Here is a 20,795-nt window from a genome sequence, read left to right on the forward strand (position 1 = left end):
GAGGATTTTTAACGCAAAAGCCCCGCGGTTGTTGCCACCGCGGGGCTTCTCGACGCCTCACCCGGGAGAGGGGATCAGGCGGCCTGGACTTTACGGTTCGTGCGCGCCCATTCGGGCAGCCAGTCGCCGTGAGCGGCGAGCAGGTCGTCGACCAGCGACCAGATCTGGTCGAGGTCGAGCTCGGCCGCAGTGTGCGGATCCATCATCGCGGCGTGGTAGATATGCTCGCGATTTTCCGTCATCAGCGCCTGCACCGTCAGTTCCTGAACGTTGATATTGGTTCGCATCAGCGCCGTCAGCTGCGGCGGCAGGTCGCCGATGAAGGTCGGCTGGATGCCGGAGGCGTCGACGAGGCAGGGCACTTCGGCGGCGCAATTTTCCGGCAGCGAGGTGATGCAGCCATTGTTGCGGACGTTGCCGTAGATCACCGAGGGTTCGCCGGTCCAGACCGAGTTGATGATCGAGGAGGCATATTCCTTCGAGGGCGTCACCTCGATCTTGTCGGCCGTGCGATAGGCTTCCGCCTGGCCCTTCCAGCGCTCGATCTGCTCGATGCAGCGCTTCGGATATTCATCGAGCGGAATGCCGAATTTCTCGATCAGGTCCTCGCGGCCCTCCTTGATGAAATAGGGCGTGTATTCGGCGAAGTGCTCCGAGCTTTCGGTGACGAAATAGCCGAGCCGCGTCAGCATCTCGTAACGCACCTTGTTCGGGCAGCGCGGATTCCAGCCGGGCTTCGGCGCCCTGCCCTCGCGATAGGCGCGCAAGAGATCGGGATAGAGGTTGCGGTAAGAGCCGTCGGCCTGGCGATGCTCGAACTTGAGATAAAAGGCCATGTGGTTGATGCCGGCGGCGCGATAGCGGATTTCCTCGTAGGGAATGTCGAGGTCGTGCGCCAGCTCCATCGCCGTGCCCTGCACCGAATGGCAAAGGCCGACCTGGCGGATGGTCGGATATTTCTCCGAGATCGCCCAGGTGTTGATCGCCATCGGGTTGACATATTGCAGCATGATCGCCTCGGGGCAGACCGCGAGCATGTCTTCGCAGACCTTCCACAGATGCGGCACGGTGCGAAGCCCGCGCATAATGCCGCCAACGCCGAGCGTATCGGCAATCGTCTGGCGCAGCCCATATTTCTTCGGCACCTCGAAATCGGTAACGGTGCAGGGCTCGTAGCCGCCGATCTGGAAGGCGACGACGACGAAATCGGCGCCTGAAAGCGCCTTTCGCTGATCGGAATAGGTCTCGGCCTTGGCCTTGACGCCAAGCGTCGAGATCAGCTTGTTGACGACGATCGAGCTTTCTTCCAGCCGCTGCGGATTGAGATCCATCAGCGCAATTGTCGCGCCCGAGAGCGCCGGACGCTGAAGCACGTCGCCGATGATGTTCTTCATGAAGACGGTGGAGCCTGCTCCGATGAAGGTGATTTTGGGATTTCCTGCCATTATAGCCTCCGGCATTCGATAATCATGCTACCTCGAAAGCGGCCTTGACGAGCCGTTCGGTGTAAGCGGTCTTGGGATTGGTGAGAACTTCGTTGACGGGCCCCTCTTCCATGATCTTGCCGTGCTGCATGACGATGACGCGGTGGCAGAGGGCCCGGACGACCTTGAGGTCGTGGGAGATGAAGAGATAGCTCAGGCCGCGCTCGTCCTGCAGCTTGCGCAGGAGTTCGATGATCTGCGCCTGGACGGACAGGTCGAGTGCGGAAGTCGGCTCGTCGAGCAGGATGAATTCCGGCTCCAGCGCGATGGCGCGGGCAATCGCGATGCGCTGGCGCTGACCGCCGGAAAATTCATGCGGAAAACGCGACAGGATATTGCCGGGCATGCCGGCGGCAATAAGTGCCTCGCGCACCCGGTCCTGCCGTTCGGCCCTCGTGGCGCCGAGCCGGTTGACGACAAGGCCTTCCTCGATGATCTGGCCGATCGTCATGCGCGGGTTGAGCGAGGAGAACGGGTCCTGGAACACCACCTGCATGCGGGCGCGGAAGGGCCGCATCTCGGCCCTGGAAAGGCCGTGGATCGGCTGGCGATCGAAATGGATCTCGCCGGCCTGCGGCGTGTTCAGCCGCAGGATCGCCTGGCCAAAGGTTGTCTTGCCGGAGCCGGATTCGCCAACTAGGCCGAGGGTTTCGTGACGGCGGAGCGTCAGGCTCAGGCTGTCGACCGCGACGAGCTCGCGCATCTCCGGTTTCAGGAAGGTGCCGTGGCGCAGCATGAAGCCGACCCGCACGCCCTTGGCATCGAGGATGATGTCGGAGCCCTCCGGCAGCGGATTGGCCTGCCCACGCGGCTCGGAGGCGAGCAGATGCTTGGTATAGGGGTGCTGCGGTTTGGCGAACAGCGCCTCGGTCACATTGTGCTCGCGTACCTCGCCATGCTGCATGACGTAGACGTAGTCGGAGAACTGCCGAACCACCGTCAGATCGTGAGTGATGAGGATGACCGCCATCCCCAGCTCTTTCTGCAGGTTGCGGATCAGGTTGAGGATCTGCGCCTGCACGGTGACGTCAAGCGCCGTCGTCGGCTCGTCGGCGATCAAAACATCGGGATCGTTGGCAAGGGCCATGGCGATCATCACACGCTGACGCTGGCCGCCGGAAAGCTGGTGCGGATATTGTTTGAGGCGCGCTGCCGGATCGGGGATCTGCACATGTTCGAGCAATTCGAGCGCGCGTTTCTCTGCGTCTTTCCGGCTCACCCGGCGGTGCACGCGGATTGCCTCCACGATCTGGCTGCCGATCGTATAGATCGGGTTCAGCGAGCTCATCGGTTCCTGGAAGATCATCGAGATGCGGTCGCCACGCAGCTTACGGCGCGCCCGCTCGGAAAACTTCAGGATGTTGCTGCCGTCATAGGAGACCGTCGAATTGTCGGAGACGACGGCGCGTTTCGACAGCAGCCCCATCACCGTGCGCGCCGTCACGGATTTGCCGGAGCCGGATTCGCCGACGATGGCGATCGTCTCGCCGCGATAAAGCTGGAAGGAGACGTCCTTGACGGCTTCGACCATGCCGCCCTCGACCTTGAAATTCACCGCCACGTTACGCGCATCGATGATCGGCGTTTCCGAGCGGCCGTCATGGTCATGGCGGACGGGCGGGGCGAAGGAATTGACCAGTGCAAGAGCCATATCAATCACCTCAATAGGGATCGACCGCGTCGCGCAGTCCGTCACCGAGCGCATTGAAGGCGAAGACGGTGACGAGCACGAAGCCGACGGGGGAGAGAATCCAGGGATAGGAACCGATGACCGAGTAGGTCGCCGTATCCTGCAGCATCAGCCCCCAGGAAATCAGCGGCGGCTTAACGGCAAACCCGAGGAAACCGAGGAAGGATTCCAACAGCACGACGCTCGGTATGGCGAGCGTCACCGCGACGATGACGTGGCTCAATACGTTGGGCAGAATATGCTGGATGATGATGCGGCGGTCGGTGGCGCCGACCGCCATTGCCGCCCGCACATAGTCGATCCGGGCAAGCGCCAGGGTCTTGCCGCGCACCTCGCGCGACATCTGCGCCCAGCCGAGCGCCGACATCACGACGATAACGAAGGCGAGGAATACATTGGTCGGCGCCGTCACCGGGATCAGCGAGGTCAGCGCCAGATAGAGCGGCAGTTGCGGGAAGGCGAGGACCAGTTCGACGAAGCGCTGCAGCCAGACATCGAAGGTGCCGCCGAAATAGCCAGACACCATTCCGACGGTCGTGCCGATGAGCGTGACGATGAAGACCACGGTAAGCGCGATCATCAGCGAGATCCGCGAGCCGATGATGGCACGCGACAGGACATCCCGGCCGAACTTGTCAGTGCCGAGGAAATGCACCGGCTGGCCATCGGTCGAGCCGAAGAAGTGCCGGTCGGCCGGAATGAGGCCAAACAGCTCGTACTCCGCGCCCTTGACGAAGAAACCGAGCAGCCGCGGATTGTCGTAGTCGACGCCGACGATCGGCTGGAAGGTGACCGGGTCGAGCTCCTCGGAATCCGACAGCGCATAGACGCGCGGCTGGAAGACGAAATTTCCGTCCTTATCGTGAAAGCTCATCACCTGCGGCGGCGCAAAGCCGACATCGGTTGCCTTGGGATCCATTGGCGCGAAAAAATCGGCAAAGACCGCCATGATGATCAAAAGCCCGACGAGCACCAGCCCGGCCATGCCGGTCCAGGAGCGCCGCAGCCGGCGCCAGACGAGCGCCAGGTAACTTTCGCTGCCATGCGAGGGCTTCTTGATCGCGGGTTCGGTTGTCGGTGGGGTCTCGGATGAATCGAAAGCAAGCATCTCAGGCTCCTCCGAACTGGCGCACGCGCGGATCAAGCAGAGCGAGCAGCATGTCGGCGATGATATTGCCGACGATCAGCGTTGCCGACAGAACCATCATGAAGGTCGCCGTGACATAGACGTCGCCGACCGCCATAGAGCCAACGATCGCCGGACCGACGGTCGGCAGCGCGAAGATGATCGCCGTTTCGATCTCGCCGGTCAGCATGTAGGGCAGAACGACACCCTGGTACATGACGAGCGGATGCAGGGCGTTCGGCACCGCATGGCGCATCACCACCGCCCCGCCGGTAAGCCCCTTGGCCTTGGCCGTCTCGACATATTGCGCATTCAGCGTGTCGAGCAGATTGCCGCGCATGACGCGCATATTGTAGGCGAGCCCGCCGAAGGTGGCGATCGCAACGACCGGCCAGACATGGTGGACAAGGTCGACGAATTTCGCCCAGGACCAGGGCGCCCCGCCATATTGCGGCGAGAAGAAGCTGCCGATTTCGGACACGTTGAACTGGAAGACCAGGAGATAGACGATGATCAGCGCCATCAGGAAGCGCGGCACCGTCATGCCGAGGAAAGAAATCGCCGAAAGCGTGCTGTCGATCCAGCTATATTGCCGCGTCGCTGCCCAGATGCCGAAGCCGATGCCGAGCACGGATGCGAAGATGTGGCAGACGAGCGCCAGCAGCAAGGTCCGCGGCAGACGCTCGCCGACGACATCGGCGACCGGCTTGTTGTAGAACATGCTGTAGCCGAAATCGCCGCGTGTGACGATACCGCCGATCCAGTTGACGTATTGGATGACCAGCGGCTTATCGAGGCCGTGTTCGACACGGTAGGCCTGCGCCTGGGCTTCGGCCTGGGCGTAAGATGCGCCGCCCTGATTGATCAGCTGAGATCTTATATAATCGGCATAATCGCCGGGCGGGGCCTGGATGATCGCGAAAGTCACCACGCTCAGAATGAAAAGAACAGGGACCGCGGAGGCTATGCGCACGAGCAGGAATCGTAACATCGGACGGTTCGCTTACCTTGCCGCCAGTCGCTCCTTGTCGGCGCGGCCGGCTTTGTTGGTCATATCAGGCCGCGCGCCACGCGCGGCCTGAATCTCATTTTCAGCTGGGAGGTAACTCCAGCGCGTCGCATCAGATGCGACGCGTATTTGTTTCATGCATCAGTTGATCGGACCCTTGTCGCCGGGTTTGCCGGGCAGCTGCTCGGGGAACAGCTCGTATTTGCCCTGCTTGTCGGCGGCCACCCACAGGCGTTCGCGGATGATCGAGTCTTCAGCCCAGTTGAACATGAAGATCGGCGTGCCCTGCGGGACGTTCGAGAAGCGCTTGTTGATGATCAGCGCGCCCGGATATTCCGTCAGACCGACGGTGTTGACGTGCTCGGTCGAGATCTTCTGATACTGCTTCATCAGGTCGACGCGCTCGTCATTGTTCTGGCTGGTCGTGAACTTGTTGACGACATCGACCATTTCCTTTTCGAAGGGCATCAGATCGAGCTGATCCTCCTTGCCGGCGCGATGGTGCCAGCTGGTGCGCGGGCCGACCGGGGCAAGCTGCTCGGTATTCTGCACCACCGACGACAATTCGGTCGTGTTGCGCTGGATCAGCCAATCGAAGCGGCCGCCATAATGGGCTTCGTCACGCTTGGCACCGTCGAGGCCGTTGAGGATGACCTTCAGCCCGAGCTTCTCCATCTGGCCGACCACACCTTCGGCAAGGCTCTTGTCGGTTGTGTAGTCGTTGTTGACGAGCATGACGATTTCGACATCCTTGCCGCCGGCCGTGCCGGCCGGGAAGTTCACAATGCCGTCGCCGTCGGTATCCTTCAGGCCCGCTTTGGCGAGTTCAGCCTTGGCGCCCTTGAGATCAAAGGGATAGTAGACCGTGGAGTTGCGGTCGTAGAAGCTGGTGCCGGAGGAAAGCCCACCCGGATAAATGGCCGTGAACGGTCCCTTGACCAGCGAGTCGCCGATCGCCTTGCGGTCGAGCGCCATGGTGACCGCCTTACGGAAGTCCTCGTTGCGGTTCAATTCGCGGATCGCCTGGCCGCGCTCGTCCGGATTGCCCCAGCCATTGGCGGAGAAGTTCATGCGCAGGTTATAGCCGATCAGGCGCGGCCCGAAGGCAAGCCGGGCGGGCGCGGTCTTTTCTGCGGCGCGCTTCAGCGAAGCGACGAAGTTTTCCGGCTGCTCGAGGTTGGAGATATCGGCAGATCCGGCCACGGCCTGAACATCGCGATCAGCCCAGGTCGAGAGCTTGTAGTGCAGCTCGTTGAGGTAGGGTAGCTGGTTGCCCTTCTCGTCGACCTTCCAGTAATAGGGGTTGCGGCGGAGCACGATGATGTCGTCGGGGCGATATTCCACCGGCACCCAGGCGCCCATCACAGGCATGTTCATGAACTCAGGCGGGAAGGCGTTCTTGAACTGGTCGTAGGTGTTCTTCGAATATTTCGGATGCTGAGGTTTAAGGATATGCGACGGACCCGGGCAGAAGTTCGGGTAGGACATCGTGTAAAGGTATTGCTTGGGGAAGGCTTCCTTGAAGGTCCATTCGACGGTGTAGTCGTCGATCTTCTTCAGGGTCGTGCCGACACCGAAGGCCTCAGGCGAGGCGCCGCCGCCAAGCGGCGAGACGTTCGGATCGACTACTTCGTCGTCCCAGTAGAACATGATGTCGTCGGCATTGAACGGCGCGCCGTCGGACCACTTGGCGCCCTCGATCAGGTGCATGGTCAGCTTATGGCCGTCCTCCGACCAGTCCCAGCTCTTGGCAAGGTTCGGCAGCGGCTCGGTATCCTGGGCCTTCACCTGGAAGAGCGGCGCGGTGCGCGTCAGGCATTCAGAAAGGCCGATATCGATGCCGCCCCAGCCCTGGGTCTGGCCGGCCCCGTAGTTCCAGCCTTCCGGCCGGCCGCCGATGACGTGGCGCATCGTATCGCCGTAAACGCCAATGCCGTCGGGCATATTGCCCGTCTTGAAGACCAGCGGCTCCTTCGGCAGACGGTCCTTGACCGGCGGCAGCTTGCCGCCGGAGACGAAATTCTTCGTTACCCAATCGGGCTCGTGATATTCGGGCAGCGCCTTGAACTCCAGGATGGAGTCGCGCGCGACATAGTTGATCTTGCCTTCGGCCGGAAAGTCCGGCGGCACCGGCGGGGCGGTCGGTTCGGACGCATGGGCATGCAGCGCCAAGACCGAAACGCCAAGCGTCAGTCCGGCCAGAATGCCTGCTTTGCGGAAATTCATCATCGTTTCTCCCTCTGTTTCGGAGCGCGGGGGCAGCCGGCTCCATTCTCCTCGAACAGCGTGGAAGCAGGCCTTGTGTCACGGATTTCCCTCCCGGAAATCCATGACAACCCATCTTCCACGAAAAAGTCAGACGGCGTGTTTCAGCGCCGCCTTTTCCGCGCGCAGCTCCTCGATCGAGCGGACGTTGCGGCGTGCGGCCCCCGCCCAGTCGCGGGTCTGCACCTTCGATTTCGACAGCCTCTCCTTGGCGGCCGGCACGGCATCGGCATATTGCGGCAGCCAGCGAGCCTGAGCAACGACCATTTCATCGACCATCTGCCAGACCTCCTCGGGTGTGGAGACGGCGCCAACAAGCGGATCGTGCAGCACGGCAAGCTTCAAGAGGTCGATATCGCCCGAAATCGCCGCATGCACCGACATGCGCTGAACGTTGATCGAAGCGATGCAGGTGGCCGCACAGGCTTCCGGCAGGGTGACGCCCGAAACCATGTTGATGCCGAAGCGATCGACGAAGCCTGGCGATTCAATGATCGCATCGGACGGCAGATTGGTGATCACACCGTTGTTCTTGACGTTGAAATGGCCGCGATAGACCCGGTTCGTTTCCAGCCCCTCCAGAATGTGGCTGGCATGTTCGTTCGAGCGTTTGGCGGGATCGATCGGCTTCGACGCCGATTCGAGGAATTGCGGGAATTCCGTCTCGAACCAGTTGCGCGTTTCCGTCGAGTGCCGGAGGTATCCGCCGGTCTCGCCGTGGATCCAGTCGGACATGTCGATCCAGCGGGTGATTTCCTCCGGCCGCTTGCGGTACCAGGGCAGATATTCGGAAAGGTGGCCGTTACTTTCGGTGGAATAGACGCCGAAGCGCTTCAGCACGTCGATGCGCAATTTCTCCTGCTGCGAATAGACGGGATGCGCCTCGAAGGCGGCGACCAGCTCGTCCTTGCCGATCTTGCGGCCGTTGAGGCGCAGATCAATGAACCAGGTCTGGTGGTTGATGCCGGAGCAGATGTAATCAAGCTCGCGCACCGACTTGGCGCCGAGCACCTCGGCGATCTGTTCGGCGCCGTGCTGGACGCCATGGCAGAGACCGACGGTGTCGACCTTGCCGTATTCGATCGCCGCCCAGGTGTTCATCGCCATCGGGTTGGCGTAGTTGAGGAACTTCGCGCCCGGCTCGGCGACCTCTCTTATATCCTTGCAGAAGTCGAGAATGACCGGGATGTTGCGCTGGCCGTAAAGGATGCCGCCGGCGCAGATCGTATCGCCGACACACTGGTCGATGCCGTATTTCAGCGGGATTCTGATATCGTCGGCATAGGCTTCGAGCCCGCCGACCCTGACGCAGCTGATGACATAACGCGCGCCTTCCAGCGCCTTGCGCCGATCGGTCGTCGCCGTCACCCTGGTCGGCAGCCCGTTCGCCTCCACGACACGGTCGAGGATCGCCTTGATCATCTCGAGGTTATGTTCGCTGATATCGGTCAGCGCGAATTCGATGTCGCGAAACTCGGGAACGCACAATATGTCGGTAAACAGCTTTTTGGTGAAACCGACGCTGCCCGCACCGATGATAGCGATTTTGAAACTCATGATCTTCACCTCGGACTGATCGAATGCTAGAGAAAAGATGGCCATGGAGGATCAGGCCGCATGCTGGCGCATGTGGTTGAAAAAGCCGCAAAACTGCCTGTTTTCCTCCCGGCCGCTCTATCGGCCGTGGTCTTCTCTTTCTTGTTCGAGCGGGATTATGCCCGAAATCGGCAGGGCGACCAGAGAAGGATTATGCTTTCAGGGGTAATTTTGTGCTGCAGGATTTGATTGCCAACGGACAGGCGATGAGGACGGTTTCGCTGCCCCGCGGCCGGCAGCGATTGCACGCCATGCCGACCAGCGCGGGCTATGAAGTGCGTGAGAACGAGACCTACGACTGGGACGGCCGCCGGCGCGGCCAGACGCCCTTCACCGTGCTGCAGCACACGATCAGCGGCACCGGCCGGCTGCGCTACCAGAACCGCAATTACCGCCTCCAAGGCGGCGATACGCTGCTCGTGCTCGTCCCCCACAATCACCGCTATTGGCTGGAGAAGGGCGAGCGCTGGGAATATTTCTGGATTTCGATGAACGGCGAGGAAACGCTGCGCATCCACAAGCTGGTGCTTTCCACAGCCGGTCCTGTCTTGAAGCTGCAGCCCTCGACCGTCGATCATCTCGCCGATTGCAGCCTGCGTCTGGTCAAGGGCGCGACGTCGGCGGGAGCAGCGTCGGCGATCGCTTATGAAGCGGCGATGGCGCTCTATGACGATGTCTTCAACTCGGCGGCTGTTGCCGCTGAACTCAGCCTCATGCAGCCGGTGATCGACCATATCAACGCCAATCTCGACAAGCCGCTACCGGTCAGCGAACTCGCCGGCATCGTCGGCCTCAGCCGCGCGCATTTTTCCCGCAGCTTCGCCGAGAGCGAAGGCATGCCGCCGGCCGAATTCGTGCTGCAGCAGCGGCTGCAGCGCGCCGTCAAGCTTCTGACCAAGGCGGACTTCCTGCCGGTCAAGGAAGTCGCCATCATGTGCGGCTTCGAGGACGCCAACTATTTTTCGAAGGTCTTCCGCCGCGTCTACGGCACCAATCCCACCGAATTCCGCACGACCGGCATGTATGCCAGCATCGGCAAGCTTCGCTGAACGGCTGACCACCCGAAAGGCGCAACGCGAAATCCATTGCCAGGTGGCGGTTTGACATCGCTTGGACGAACGGCGATGTTGCTTTTCCGGATCTCCGGCTCGCCCTGCCCAGCGGACGCTGCGAGGAAATGGAATATTCTCAGGGATTATTCGATGACAGCGACGGGGGTTCTTCGCCCGGTCCTTGCCAAAGCGGTTCTGGCTGCACTCAGCCTTCTCTCGCGAGTTGATTTCGATGCTAGAAAATCCCACATGGTCCGAGGCGCTTTCCGATCCCATCGTCCAGGTGGGAGCGGTGGCCGTGGTCGGTGCGATGGTTACGCGAGTTGCCCTGCGCCCCTTCCCGAGCTGGAAGCTGGTCGGTCAGGTGTTCTTCTTCGCGGCGCTGACCATCCTGCTTCTCTATCACGATATCGTGCCCTACGAGGTCAGCCCGACATCGTCTTCCGCCTTCGAACGTGTCTTCATCGGGGTTGCCAAGGTAGTCTGGTGGGTCAATGCCGCCTGGGCGTTGATCGGCTTCGTTCGCGTCTTCCTGATCTTCGAGCGTCAACCGCGGGAGGGACGCCTCGTTCAGGATCTGGTCATCGGGCTGATCTATCTCGGCGCGATCCTTTCGGTGGTGGCCTACGTCTTCAGCTTTCCGGTCGGAACGTTGATCGCCACCTCGGGCGTCTTCGCCATCATCCTCGGCCTGGCGCTGCAGAGCACGCTGAACGACGTCTTTTCCGGTATCGCACTCAATCTCGGCCGGCCTTACACAATCGGTGATTGGATCGTCCTCAACGACGGCGTCGAAGGGCGTGTCGTCGAAACCAACTGGCGTAGCACGCATCTCCTGAACGGCACGAACGACCTTGTCATCCTGCCCAACAGCTTTCTTGCCAAGGTGGGGCTGACCAACCTCAGCAGCCCCGACCGCAGCCACGGCGTCATGCTGACGGTCCGCGTCGTACCGACGACGGGGCCATCGACGATCGTCGAGGTGATGCGCACCGTGCTTTTGAGCAGCGGCTCAATCCTGACGGAACCAAGGCCCGGCGTGCAGGTCAAGTCGCTCAATGCCGATGCGGTGGAGGTGGAGCTCTCTTTCCGCGTCAGGGATATTGGCCACGCCGGGCTGGCGAAGAATGAGATATTCGATCTTATCTACCGCCACATCAAGGCGGCCGGCCTCACCCTGGCGCGGCCGATCGATGCCGCAGGCCCGCCGTCCGACCGGGTGCAGCCGGAAGAAGTGGCAGGGCAGCATCGTCCGACGCCGCTCAAGCTTCTCGATGCCATCCCCCTGTTTGCCTCGTTGACGGAGGACGAGAAGGAGACGCTGGCCGCCTCGATGACGCGGCGGACCTTCAAGAAGGATGCGATTCTGATCGAACAGGGGGATACGGTCGCTTCGCTGATGATCGTGCGCAGCGGCGCCGTCATCGCGACACGCAAGGAAGGCCAAAAGGAAATCGAAGTCGGACGATTGGCACCGGGCGACTATTTCGGCGAGAGCGGACTGCTGATCGGCGCCGGCGAAGCGGCAACCCTGCGCGCCCTCACCTTCGTGGTCATTTACGAAATTGCACAGACCAGTCTGACACCGTTGCTGCACGACAGGCCCGGCATCGCCGAGGAGCTTGCCGCCACCCTGACCCACCGCATCGAGACCGGCCAGCATTCCTTCGTGACCGAAGGCGCAACACTGAACGGCAGCTCGATGACTTCGCTGCTGATGCGAATCCGCCACCTGTTCCAGGTGCCGCAATAGCAGTCAGTGCCACTGCCACGCGCTGAAACACGACTGATGCGCCTTACGCCCGCACCTCGAACACCATGTTGAACGGCGTTTCGGTTGCACGGCGGAAATGCGTGAAGCCGGCGTCGAGTGCAACCTTTCGAAGCCTCATTTCTCCGGCCTGGGCGCCGAGCCCTAGCCCCACCTCCTGGGAGAGCGATGCCGGTGTGCAGATCATCGTCGACGCCCCATAATAGACGCGGCCCACCGGATTGAGATTGTCCTTCAGGTGGTCATGGGCGAAGGGTTCGACGATGAGCCATGTCCCATTCGGCGCAAGCGTTTCCTTGACATGCCGCCCGGCGCCGACCGGATCGCCCATGTCGTGGAGGCAGTCGAACATGGCGACCATATCATAACCGCGCCCCGGAAATTCGGCCGCCTTGCCCTGCTCGAACGTCACGCGATCGGCGACGCCAGCCTCTTTGGCGGCGGCCTTTGCCCTTTCGATCGACGGGCCGTGATAATCGAAGCCGGTGAACCGCGAGGCGGGATAGGCCTGCGCCATCAGGATGGTCGAGGCGCCGTGACCGCAGCCGACATCGGCGACGCTGGCGCCCGCCTTCAGCTTTTCCTCCATCCCGGCAAGAGCCGGAATCCATTCATTCACCAGATGGCTGTTGTACCCCGGGCGAAAGAACCGTTCGGTTCCGCGGAATAGGCAGGTGCTGTGTTCATGCCAGCCGAGACCCTTTCCAGTGCGGAAGGCATCGGCGACTTTCGGCTCGTCCATCCACATGGATTGCACAACCTCGAAAGCGCCCACGAAGAAGGCGGGGCTGTTTTCCTCGGCGAACACCATCGCCTGTTCCGGCGTCAGGCTGAAACGATCCGATTTTTCATCATAGCTGACATATTCCGCCGCCGCCTGGGCGCTGAGCCATTCCCTGAGGTAGCGCTCCTTCACCCCTGTTTTCGCGGCAAGCTGCTCGACACTCAAAGGCGTCCCGTCGGCCATCGCCTTGAAGATTCCGACTTTGTCACCGAGCACGACCAAGGCGCCCGACACGGCGGCGCCGACGTCGCCAACAAGACGACCGACAAGCGTATCGAGTTTCTGCATATCCGGCTCACGCATTGCAACCTCCCCGGCGCGTGATAAAGGGGCCCAAATTAGACCTTGGTAATATTCAGTCAATCAACCTTCCCATCGCCCAATAGGGTAGCGGCTTCGATCCGGTATCAGCACATTCGCTTGCTTTCTTCGCCGGCGCTCACATCTCTCATAGTGCTGACCGAGTCCAACCAACCGTGTATCAATGCCAATTGATGACTTTTCTCTATCCGCATCTCAGTGCCGCGCGGCACGAGCTCTTATCGCGTGGTCTGAGGACGATCTATCTTCAGCCGCGAAAATCCCTAAGGCGACGATTACCCGTTTCGAAGCCGGGAAGCTTTCCCCTGACGAGCAGACCCTGCGGGACCTGAAGGAGAGTTTGGAGGCAGCGGGCGTTCTTTTCATCCCGGAGAATGGTGGCGGCGCGGGCGTTCGCTTGGCAAGACCGGCATCGGCTTCTATAGACACTGACGAGACTCAGACGGTCCAATACGAAGAACATCTCAAAAACGACGCCCCTCCCGGCGCTGGCGGTTGAATGGCAAAGAAACAGAAGCTTGAGCACTCCGAATTGGCGGGGGAATTTACCGAAGACGGGGTTACGGTGCTCGTCGATATCTTTCGATCCGCGGGCAGCAATGAAGACTGGACGATGGAAGTCGTCACCCAGGCAGAGGACCTGATCCAGTGGGACGAGCCGTTCGCGACGGACCGCGAAGCTTTCGACGAATTCCTCGCGGTCGTGGCGCGGGACGGCATCCGCTCCTTTCTCGACGACGAACCTTCCGTGCATTGAGGGCCGGCCGTGAAGAGTATCAATGATCTCGTCGCCTCGGCGAAAACGGTCTGCGACCGATACCGGGCCGGCCGGATGGAGCGCGAGACCGTGCGGGAATGGGTCCTTCGGCTGGGCGCCTATCCCCCGCCGCACGGAGACCGCGTGCGCGAAGCGGCTGAATGGTTCCGCCTGCACAATCGCGAGCCGGTTTCCGACGATATAGTGCTCGGAGACATCGACCGGCTCAACGCAATTGCAGCGCCGTGATCCGGGTAGGCGAGCTCTATCTGGAATAACCTCAGCCCCGATCCGGACTGGCGCAATTACGCCGTTACTCGACGGCGTAGGACCAATGACGATTGTGACCCTTATGCATAATGGCTTATCCAGCTTCGGGAGGGAGAGGTCTGGGGTTTTGCAGCTTGGGCAAATGTGACACGCTCACGAGGCTGACATGGCTCCTGCATCTCACGCGAAGCGTAAGCCAAGCGCGGCTCGGTAGTTTTAATTCGTGCGGAAATAGAAGGAACAGCACGTGGCAGCATTTCCGGAAAAGGCAAAGGTCGTCATCATCGGGCTCGGCGGCATCGTCGGCGCCTCCATCGCTCATCATCTTGTCGAGCGCGGATGGGACGATATCGTCGGCATCGACAAGTCGGGCATACCGACTGACATCGGCTCGACAGCGCATGCCTCGGACTTCTGTTACACCACGAGCCACGACTATCTGTCGGTCTGGACGACGCAATATTCAATCGATTTCTATGAGAAGATGGGCCACTACGCCCGCATCGGCGGCCTCGAAGTGGCGCGCACCGGCGACCACGCCTGGATGGAGGAAATCAAGCGCAAGCTTTCCTCGGCCCGCGCTTTCGGCACCCGCGCCCATTATGTCAGCCCCTCCGAGATCAAGGAGAAGTTCCCGCTGATCGAGGAAGATCAGGTGATGGGCGGGCTTTTCGATCCGGATGCCGGCCTCGTCATTCCGCGCTCGCAGACCGTTGCCGGCAAGCTGGTCGATGCCGCCGAAAAGGCCGGCAAGCTCAAGGTGTTCGGCAACACGCCGGCGAAGTCGCTGATCGTCGAGGGCGGACGCATCAAGGGCGTCGTCACCCATCGCGGCACTATCATGGCCGACCACGTCATCGTCTGCGCCGGCCTCTGGGGCCGCCTGATCGCCGAGATGGTCGGCGAAGACCTGCCGGTGATGCCGGTCGACCACCCGCTCACTTTCTTCGGTCCCTATAACGAGTTTGAAGGCACCGGCAAGGAAATCGGCTTCCCGCTGCTGCGCGACCAGGGCAACTCCGCCTACATGCGCGACACCGGCGACCCGGCGACGACCGAGGGTGGCCAGATCGAGTGGGGCTATTACGAAGCCACCAATCCGCGCATGTGCCATCCGCGCGATCTTCTCGAAAAACACGAAGCCCGCCTTTCGCCGTCGCAGCGCGACCTCGAGATGGAGCAGATCATCGAGCCGCTCGAACGCGCCATGGAACTGACGCCGATCCTCGGCGAACTCGGCTATAACGAAGGTCATTCCTTCAACGGCCTGCTGCAGGTTTCCGCCGCCGGCGGCCCATCCTGCGGCGAGAGCCAGAAGGTGCGCGGTCTCTGGTATTGCGTTGCCATCTGGGTCAAGGACGGCCCGGGCTATGGCAAGCTGATCGCCGACTGGATGACCGATGGCCGTACCGAAATCGATCACAACAGCATTGACTATGCCCGCTTCTATCCGCATCAGCTGACGGAAGAATTTATCGAAGGCCGCTGCTTCGAAGCCGCCCAGAAGATCTATTTCCCGGCGGTTCACACCCGCGAACCCTATGCATCCGGCCGCAACATCAAGCGCTCGCCCTTCTACGAGCGCGAAAAGGAGCTTGGCGGCTACTTCATGGAACTGGGCGGCTGGGAGCGTGCGCACGGCTACGCCGCCAACGAGCACCTTCTGGAGAAGTATGGCGACCGGGTTCCGGTTCGCGAGAACGAATGGGACAGCCGCCATTTCTGGCGCGTCTCGAATGCCGAACACCTGGCGATGAGCGAGGATTGCGGCATCGTCAATCTCAGCCATTTCCACATGGTCGATATCGAGGGGCCTGATCATGTCGAGCTGATGGAGTGGCTGTGCGCCGCCAAGATCGGCGGCGATGCCAACATCGGCAAGGGTATCTACACCCACTTCCTCGACGACGAAGGCATGGTGCGCGCCGACTTCACCGTGTTCCGCATGGCCGACCGCTGCCGTCTCGTCAACGGCGCCGATGCCGGCCCGCGCGATCTGCACTATATGAAGCGGGTCGCTCAAGACCGCGGCCTTGACGTGACCGTCACCGATGTCTCGGAGAAATTCGTGACGATCGGCATCTGGGGTCCGAACGCGCGCGAGACGCTGAAGAAGGTCGTAGCCGATCCGGCCGGGCTCGATCAGGAAAACTTCGCCTTTGCGGCGATCAAGCCGATCGAAATATCAGGCAAGACCGTCACCGCCTTCCGCATCTCCTATGTCGGCGAGCAGGGCTGGGAATTGCACATGAAGTATGAAGACGGCCTCGCCGTCTGGGATGCGCTGCGCTCGACCGGCGTGATGGCTTTCGGCGTCGAGACCTATGCGAACTCGCGCCGCATGGAGAAGAGCCTGCGCCTGCAGAACGCCGACCTCCTGACCCAGTACAACCTGATCGAAGCCGATCTCGCCCGCCCGAAGGTCAAGGAAGCCGATTTCCGCGGCAAGGAAAAGCATCTGGAATACAAAGCGCGCGAGCACCAGCCCGCCATGCTCTGCACGCTCGTCATGACCGAGAATACCGACAAAACAGGCGTGAAGCGCTATCCCGTCGGCAACCTGCCGGTCGTCGATCCCGCCACGGGAGAGGTTCTGGTCGACGAGCTTGGCCGCCGGTCCTACACGACCTCGATCGCCTACGGCCCGACGGTCGGCAAGAACATCGCCCTCGCCTATCTGCCGTGGTCGCATTGCCAGGTCGGACGCAAGCTTGAGGTCGAGTATTTTGCCGAGAGCTTCCCGGTGGAGGTTGTCGGCGTCGGCTACAAGCCGATCTATGACCCGGAGAATCTGAAGCCGCGCACCTAAAGCGGTTCAGCTTTCAGCGAAAGCGGCAGAACCTAAGCACTCAAGCACCTGTGGCGCCGCAAGCACGGCGCCACAGACATGCGGTGGGCCGCATTACGCTAAGTGTTGTCCTCATCTGCAGTCTCGACGCCACCATGAGGCGCGCGGCTCGGGACGAACCTCTTCGAGATCAGCCAGCAGCCGAGCGCCCACAGTGCCCCGGCGCACCATCCGGCGAAAACGTCCGTCGGATAATGAACGCCGAGGTAGATGCGGCTCAAACCGATGATGACGGCCAGGAAGACGCCGGCGCCCATGACGAAAATCCGCGTCGAGGGATAACGTTGTGTGCGCGCCAGCAGCGCCCCGAGCGTCAGATAGGTCACCGCCGAGACCATGGCATGGCCGGAGGGAAAACTGAGATCGCTCACCTCGACGAGGTGCGGCACGACATCGGGGCGCGGCCGCGCGACGAGGATCTTCAAAAGCGTACTCGCCAGCCACCCTGACAGCACCGAGGAAAAGACGAAGATCGCGATCGGCCAGCGCCGGTCGAGCAAGAGATAGACGGTCACGAGGACAGTCATCAGCGACAGAACGGTGATGCCGCCGAGGCTGGTGATGTCGCCGACGGCGTGGGTCAGCCAGGCCGGACCGATCGGCACGGAGAGATCATCTGCCCGCCGCAATGCCAGTAGGACCGCCTGGTCGAAACCAAAGGTTTCGCCTTCGAGGACCTCGCTCGTCAGCCGCTGCAGCACGAACAGACCGCCGGCGACCGATGCCAGCAAGATCAGCGTCAGTGGCTCATAGGTGTTGAGCCTCGCCAGGAAACCGCGTCGTTGAACCTCCGTCATGCCTGTCGTGGATCTCCCTTGATATCATGTCCTCACCCGCCAGATCGGCAAGGTGAGTCGAAAATTCAAGACCTTGCAAAGTCGAGGAGCCACTTCGCCGGTCTGATCTCCGCTTCATTTCAAACGGCCGGTAGCAAAAGCTCAACCTTCTTTTGCTATGGCTGAAGCGGATTGTCCTGGAGGCTTCGACGATGAAAATTCTGACCGTGATAGTTCTGCTGGCATCCATCCTGCAGCCGGTCTCCGCCTTCGGCGAGACCGAATGGATGGGCGGCGCAAGACAATGGTCGGTCGGCTATGCGAGCGACAGCCCACCCTATTGCCGGCTGCTGTGGGAGAGCGAGATCGGCAAGAGCATGGAATTCCGCCAGAGTGCGACCGAGACGTTCTGGCTGGTGTCGAAGAACAGCTGGGACATTCCGGCCGGCACCATGACCGAGGTGACGCTGACTGATCGAAATGTGACGAAAGCCGTTGCCGCCGAGTTCTTCGACAAGCATACGCTTCGCCTCTGGCCCGTGGGCAGCAAGGGTAGCGGCGGACTGAAGAAGATCATCAAGAATTCCTTTTCCGGAACCCCTGACGTGCAGTTGACCTTTGCCGGCGACGAAGGCGACTGGACGCTGCCGCTCTCGCGGGTGGACCAGCTCTACCCCACGTTCGCCCGATGCCTCAAACGCCTCGACGCCGACGGAAAACCGAAGCAGGATTCCGACTCCAGCAAGCCGTTCTGACGTCTGCCCGATCAATTCATCGGTGGCGGCACAGTCTCGCGGATCAGGCTGCGCACGGCCTCGATATCGCCATTGAGCGGCCGCTCGTCGCCATAATGGGAGATACGCTCCCGCACGGCCTGATAGATAAGATCCGTGCCTCCCGCCCGGGGCGCCGTCGCCGCCAGGAAATCATGCGCCTGGGCGGCAGCCATCAGCTCGATCGCCAGGATATATTCGGCATTGTCGATGACCGCGAGCAGCTTGCCGGCGGCAGCCGTCGGATGCGCGAGGAAATCCTCCTGCAGGCCGGAGGTCAGCCCGCCGTCAAGCGCTGCGGGCGCGGCAAGGCGGCGATTTTCATTGCTCAGCGCCGCTGCGGTATACTGGGCGATCATGAAGCCGGAATGGCTGCCGGCATCGCTCGCCAGAAACGGCGGCAGGCCACTCACCAGTGGATTGACCAGCCGGTCCATGCGCCTCTCGCTGATCGCACAAAGCTGCGCCATTGCAACGGCGAGGCTGTCGGCCGCCTGCCCGAGCGCCGGGGCGACCGCATGTGCCTCGGAGGAGACGACGGGTTCTTCCGGAGTGCCTGAAACGGCGGGATTGTCCGTTACCGAAGCGAGCTCCTGATCGGCGATGCGGGCGGAATTGTCGAAGACATCACGGGCCGCTCCGTGGGCATGCGGCACCGAACGAAGGCTCAGCGCATCCTGGGTACGCCGGCCAAAGGCGGCGGCGATGAGACCGCTGCCCTGGAGCCGTGCGCGCAGCGCAGCGCCTACTTTCTCTATTCCCGCCGATGGGCGCAGCGCCAGCACCGCCTCGTCGAAGGCGGCGATCTGGCAGCCCGCCGCTTCCAGCGTCAGCGCCGCGATGGCATCGGCCCAGTCGAGCAGCCGTTCGGCGCGCCAGAGTGCCAGTGCGGTCAAGCCCGTGGAGCAGGCCGTCCCGTTGACGAGGCTCAAACCCTCCTTGGCGCCGAGTACCAGCGGGACAAGGCCGATCGCCGCAAGCGCTTCGCGGCCGCTCATACGCCGTCCGGCAAGCGTCGCGCTGCCTTCGCCGATCAGGACGAGCGCGGTATGGGCATTATGGGTGAGATAACCGGCCGAGCCCTTGGATGGCACGTCCGGAATGCAATCATGCTCCAACAGGGCCGCAAGATGCTGGACGATCTCACGCCGCACGCCGGAATGGCCGTGGGCAAAATTGGCGATCTCGGCGGCGATGATGGCGCGCACCTCGCGGGCGGGCAGAAGCGGTCCGACGCCACAGGCATGGCTGAGCACGATGCTGCGCGACAGCAGGCTCTGCGAGGCGCGGTCGACCACCGTATCGGCCAGCGCCCCGACGCCGGTGTTGACGCCATAGGCGCGCACGCCGGTTTCGACGATGCGCGCGACGATCCGGCTTGCCCTTTCGACCCGCGCCCAGGCAGCCGGCGACAGCGCAAGCGCCTCCCCTGCCCCGACGCGCGCAACATCGCGCCAGCCCAGCACCTTATCGAGGACGACCGTCATCGACCCGTTCCGAAATTACCGATGAACTGGCGGAAGGCGGGTGTGGCGCCGCCGGCAAACATCTCGTCCGGCGTGCCGCTGCTTTCGATCAGCCCTTCGCGCATGAAGACGACACGGTTCGAGACGTTGCGGGCAAAGCTCATCTCATGGGTGACGACGAGCATGGTCATGCCCTCCTCGGCAAGCGCGCGCATGACGCGCAGGACTTCGCCGACCAGCTCCGGATCGAGCGCCGACGTCGGCTCGTCGAAGAGCATGACCTTCGGCTTCATCGCAAGCGCGCGGGCGATGGCGGCGCGCTGCTGCTGGCCGCCGGAGAGATGGGCGGGATAGGCATGGCGTTTGTCTGCGATGCCGACCTTTTCGAGCAGCGCCTCGGCCTCGGCGATACATTCGGCGCGCGGCCGCTTCAGCACATGAATGGGTCCCTCGATGACATTCTGCAGGATGGTCATGTGGGACCAGAGGTTGAAGGACTGGAACACCATGCCGAGTTCGGAGCGGATATGGTCGACCTGCTTCTGGCTCGCCGGCCTTGTCTTGCCGTTCTTGTGGACCATCTCGATATGCTCGCCGTCGACCCAGATTTCGCCGTCGCTGGCGGTTTCGAGCATGTTGATGCAGCGCAGGAAGGTCGATTTGCCGGAGCCTGAGGCGCCGAGCAGCGAAATCACGTCGCCGTCCTCGGCATCGAGGGAAATGCCGCGCAGCACTTCATGGGTACCGAAGCTCTTGCGGATGTTGCGAACCGAAAGTCGGGTGACGCCTGGCATGGTTGCTCCAATC

General features: G+C 61.9%; 17 protein-coding genes. 7 read left to right on the forward strand and 10 right to left on the reverse strand.

The window, feature by feature from the left end; genetic code table 11:
- Window positions 1–74: 74 nt before the first annotated feature.
- From melA (AC13QO_RS25690) to melA (AC13QO_RS25715), 6 genes are all read right to left on the reverse strand, one after another.
- A complete protein-coding gene (melA, locus tag AC13QO_RS25690) occupies window positions 75–1,445 on the reverse strand; it encodes an alpha-galactosidase (protein WP_488542245.1) in 1,371 nt (456 codons plus the stop codon).
- Window positions 1,446–1,467: 22 nt separating this feature from the next.
- Entirely contained in the window at window positions 1,468–3,135 is a 1,668-nt protein-coding gene (locus AC13QO_RS25695; RefSeq protein ID WP_488542246.1) for an ABC transporter ATP-binding protein, read from the reverse strand.
- Between the two features lie 10 nt (window positions 3,136–3,145).
- The gene (locus tag AC13QO_RS25700) at window positions 3,146–4,282 is read right to left on the reverse strand and encodes an ABC transporter permease (RefSeq protein WP_488542247.1); all 1,137 of its coding nucleotides are present in this window, start codon (window positions 4,280–4,282) and stop codon (window positions 3,146–3,148) included.
- Between the two features lies 1 nt (window position 4,283).
- Window positions 4,284–5,291: an ABC transporter permease gene (locus AC13QO_RS25705; protein ID WP_488542248.1), complete on the reverse strand. Its 1,008-nt coding sequence runs from the start codon at window positions 5,289–5,291 to the stop codon at window positions 4,284–4,286.
- Window positions 5,292–5,450: 159 nt separating this feature from the next.
- On the reverse strand, window positions 5,451–7,538 hold the full coding sequence (locus AC13QO_RS25710) for an ABC transporter substrate-binding protein (protein WP_488542249.1): 2,088 nt from the start codon (window positions 7,536–7,538) through the stop codon (window positions 5,451–5,453).
- 126 nt (window positions 7,539–7,664) lie between these two features.
- Window positions 7,665–9,131, reverse strand: a complete 1,467-nt coding sequence (gene melA / locus AC13QO_RS25715; RefSeq protein WP_085781269.1) for an alpha-glucosidase/alpha-galactosidase — start codon at window positions 9,129–9,131, stop codon at window positions 7,665–7,667.
- A gap of 245 nt (window positions 9,132–9,376) precedes the next feature.
- Here melA (AC13QO_RS25715) and AC13QO_RS25720 point away from each other — a divergent pair, with 245 nt between their 5' ends.
- Both AC13QO_RS25720 and AC13QO_RS25725 read left to right on the forward strand, forming a co-directional pair.
- Window positions 9,377–10,219 (forward strand): AraC family transcriptional regulator, encoded by an 843-nt coding sequence (locus AC13QO_RS25720; protein WP_085781270.1) that lies wholly within the window; start codon window positions 9,377–9,379, stop codon window positions 10,217–10,219.
- Window positions 10,220–10,454: 235 nt separating this feature from the next.
- Window positions 10,455–11,975, forward strand: a complete 1,521-nt coding sequence (locus tag AC13QO_RS25725; RefSeq protein ID WP_085781268.1) for a mechanosensitive ion channel family protein — start codon at window positions 10,455–10,457, stop codon at window positions 11,973–11,975.
- 43 nt (window positions 11,976–12,018) lie between these two features.
- Here AC13QO_RS25725 and AC13QO_RS25730 read toward each other — a convergent pair whose 3' ends face one another.
- The gene (locus AC13QO_RS25730; protein ID WP_488542250.1) at window positions 12,019–13,080 is read right to left on the reverse strand and encodes a class I SAM-dependent methyltransferase; all 1,062 of its coding nucleotides are present in this window, start codon (window positions 13,078–13,080) and stop codon (window positions 12,019–12,021) included.
- Between the two features lie 181 nt (window positions 13,081–13,261).
- On the opposite strand from AC13QO_RS25730, the gene AC13QO_RS25735 reads away from it, so the two are divergent.
- From AC13QO_RS25735 to AC13QO_RS25750, 4 genes are all read left to right on the forward strand, one after another.
- Window positions 13,262–13,597, forward strand: coding sequence for a helix-turn-helix domain-containing protein (locus AC13QO_RS25735; RefSeq protein WP_085780938.1), 336 nt, complete (start codon window positions 13,262–13,264; stop codon window positions 13,595–13,597).
- Complete coding sequence (locus AC13QO_RS25740) at window positions 13,598–13,855, forward strand: hypothetical protein (RefSeq protein ID WP_085780937.1); 258 nt, start codon at window positions 13,598–13,600, stop codon at window positions 13,853–13,855.
- Between the two features lie 9 nt (window positions 13,856–13,864).
- Window positions 13,865–14,104: a hypothetical protein gene (locus AC13QO_RS25745; RefSeq protein WP_085780936.1), complete on the forward strand. Its 240-nt coding sequence runs from the start codon at window positions 13,865–13,867 to the stop codon at window positions 14,102–14,104.
- Between the two features lie 268 nt (window positions 14,105–14,372).
- A complete protein-coding gene (locus AC13QO_RS25750) occupies window positions 14,373–16,934 on the forward strand; it encodes a GcvT family protein (RefSeq protein ID WP_488542251.1) in 2,562 nt (853 codons plus the stop codon).
- Window positions 16,935–17,032: 98 nt separating this feature from the next.
- Here AC13QO_RS25750 and AC13QO_RS25755 read toward each other — a convergent pair whose 3' ends face one another.
- Complete coding sequence (locus tag AC13QO_RS25755) at window positions 17,033–17,770, reverse strand: phosphatase PAP2 family protein (protein ID WP_488542252.1); 738 nt, start codon at window positions 17,768–17,770, stop codon at window positions 17,033–17,035.
- 191 nt (window positions 17,771–17,961) lie between these two features.
- On the opposite strand from AC13QO_RS25755, the gene AC13QO_RS25760 reads away from it, so the two are divergent.
- Window positions 17,962–18,504 carry a hypothetical protein gene (locus tag AC13QO_RS25760; protein WP_488542253.1) on the forward strand — a complete coding sequence of 181 codons (543 nt, stop codon included), beginning with the start codon at window positions 17,962–17,964 and terminating at the stop codon, window positions 18,502–18,504.
- A gap of 11 nt (window positions 18,505–18,515) precedes the next feature.
- Here the strand turns inward: AC13QO_RS25760 and AC13QO_RS25765 are convergent, their stop codons facing one another.
- Complete coding sequence (locus tag AC13QO_RS25765; protein ID WP_488542254.1) at window positions 18,516–20,009, reverse strand: HAL/PAL/TAL family ammonia-lyase; 1,494 nt, start codon at window positions 20,007–20,009, stop codon at window positions 18,516–18,518.
- Window positions 20,006–20,782: an ABC transporter ATP-binding protein gene (locus AC13QO_RS25770; RefSeq protein ID WP_488542255.1), complete on the reverse strand. Its 777-nt coding sequence runs from the start codon at window positions 20,780–20,782 to the stop codon at window positions 20,006–20,008. The genes AC13QO_RS25765 and AC13QO_RS25770 overlap by 4 nt, the downstream gene beginning before the upstream one ends.
- Between the last annotated feature and the right edge of the window lie 13 nt (window positions 20,783–20,795).

This window comes from Rhizobium sp. CNPSo 3670 (assembly GCF_057784555.1).

What these genes read in the sequence shown, in the direction of transcription:
- AC13QO_RS25700 (WP_488542247.1), bottom strand. Translation starts at nt 4,282, where the DNA reads ATGCTTGCTTTCGATTCATCCGAGACCCCACCGACAACCGAACCCGCG.
- AC13QO_RS25755 (WP_488542252.1), bottom strand. Translation starts at nt 17,770, where the DNA reads ATGACGGAGGTTCAACGACGCGGTTTCCTGGCGAGGCTCAACACCTAT.
- melA (WP_488542245.1), bottom strand. Translation starts at nt 1,445, where the DNA reads ATGGCAGGAAATCCCAAAATCACCTTCATCGGAGCAGGCTCCACCGTC.
- AC13QO_RS25760 (WP_488542253.1), top strand. Translation starts at nt 17,962, where the DNA reads ATGAAAATTCTGACCGTGATAGTTCTGCTGGCATCCATCCTGCAGCCG.
- AC13QO_RS25725 (WP_085781268.1), top strand. Translation starts at nt 10,455, where the DNA reads ATGCTAGAAAATCCCACATGGTCCGAGGCGCTTTCCGATCCCATCGTC.
- AC13QO_RS25705 (WP_488542248.1), bottom strand. Translation starts at nt 5,291, where the DNA reads ATGTTACGATTCCTGCTCGTGCGCATAGCCTCCGCGGTCCCTGTTCTT.
- melA (WP_085781269.1), bottom strand. Translation starts at nt 9,131, where the DNA reads ATGAGTTTCAAAATCGCTATCATCGGTGCGGGCAGCGTCGGTTTCACC.
- AC13QO_RS25730 (WP_488542250.1), bottom strand. Translation starts at nt 13,080, where the DNA reads ATGCGTGAGCCGGATATGCAGAAACTCGATACGCTTGTCGGTCGTCTT.
- AC13QO_RS25740 (WP_085780937.1), top strand. Translation starts at nt 13,598, where the DNA reads ATGGCAAAGAAACAGAAGCTTGAGCACTCCGAATTGGCGGGGGAATTT.
- AC13QO_RS25695 (WP_488542246.1), bottom strand. Translation starts at nt 3,135, where the DNA reads ATGGCTCTTGCACTGGTCAATTCCTTCGCCCCGCCCGTCCGCCATGAC.
- AC13QO_RS25720 (WP_085781270.1), top strand. Translation starts at nt 9,377, where the DNA reads ATGAGGACGGTTTCGCTGCCCCGCGGCCGGCAGCGATTGCACGCCATG.
- AC13QO_RS25710 (WP_488542249.1), bottom strand. Translation starts at nt 7,538, where the DNA reads ATGATGAATTTCCGCAAAGCAGGCATTCTGGCCGGACTGACGCTTGGC.
- AC13QO_RS25735 (WP_085780938.1), top strand. Translation starts at nt 13,262, where the DNA reads ATGCCAATTGATGACTTTTCTCTATCCGCATCTCAGTGCCGCGCGGCA.
- AC13QO_RS25770 (WP_488542255.1), bottom strand. Translation starts at nt 20,782, where the DNA reads ATGCCAGGCGTCACCCGACTTTCGGTTCGCAACATCCGCAAGAGCTTC.
- AC13QO_RS25765 (WP_488542254.1), bottom strand. Translation starts at nt 20,009, where the DNA reads ATGACGGTCGTCCTCGATAAGGTGCTGGGCTGGCGCGATGTTGCGCGC.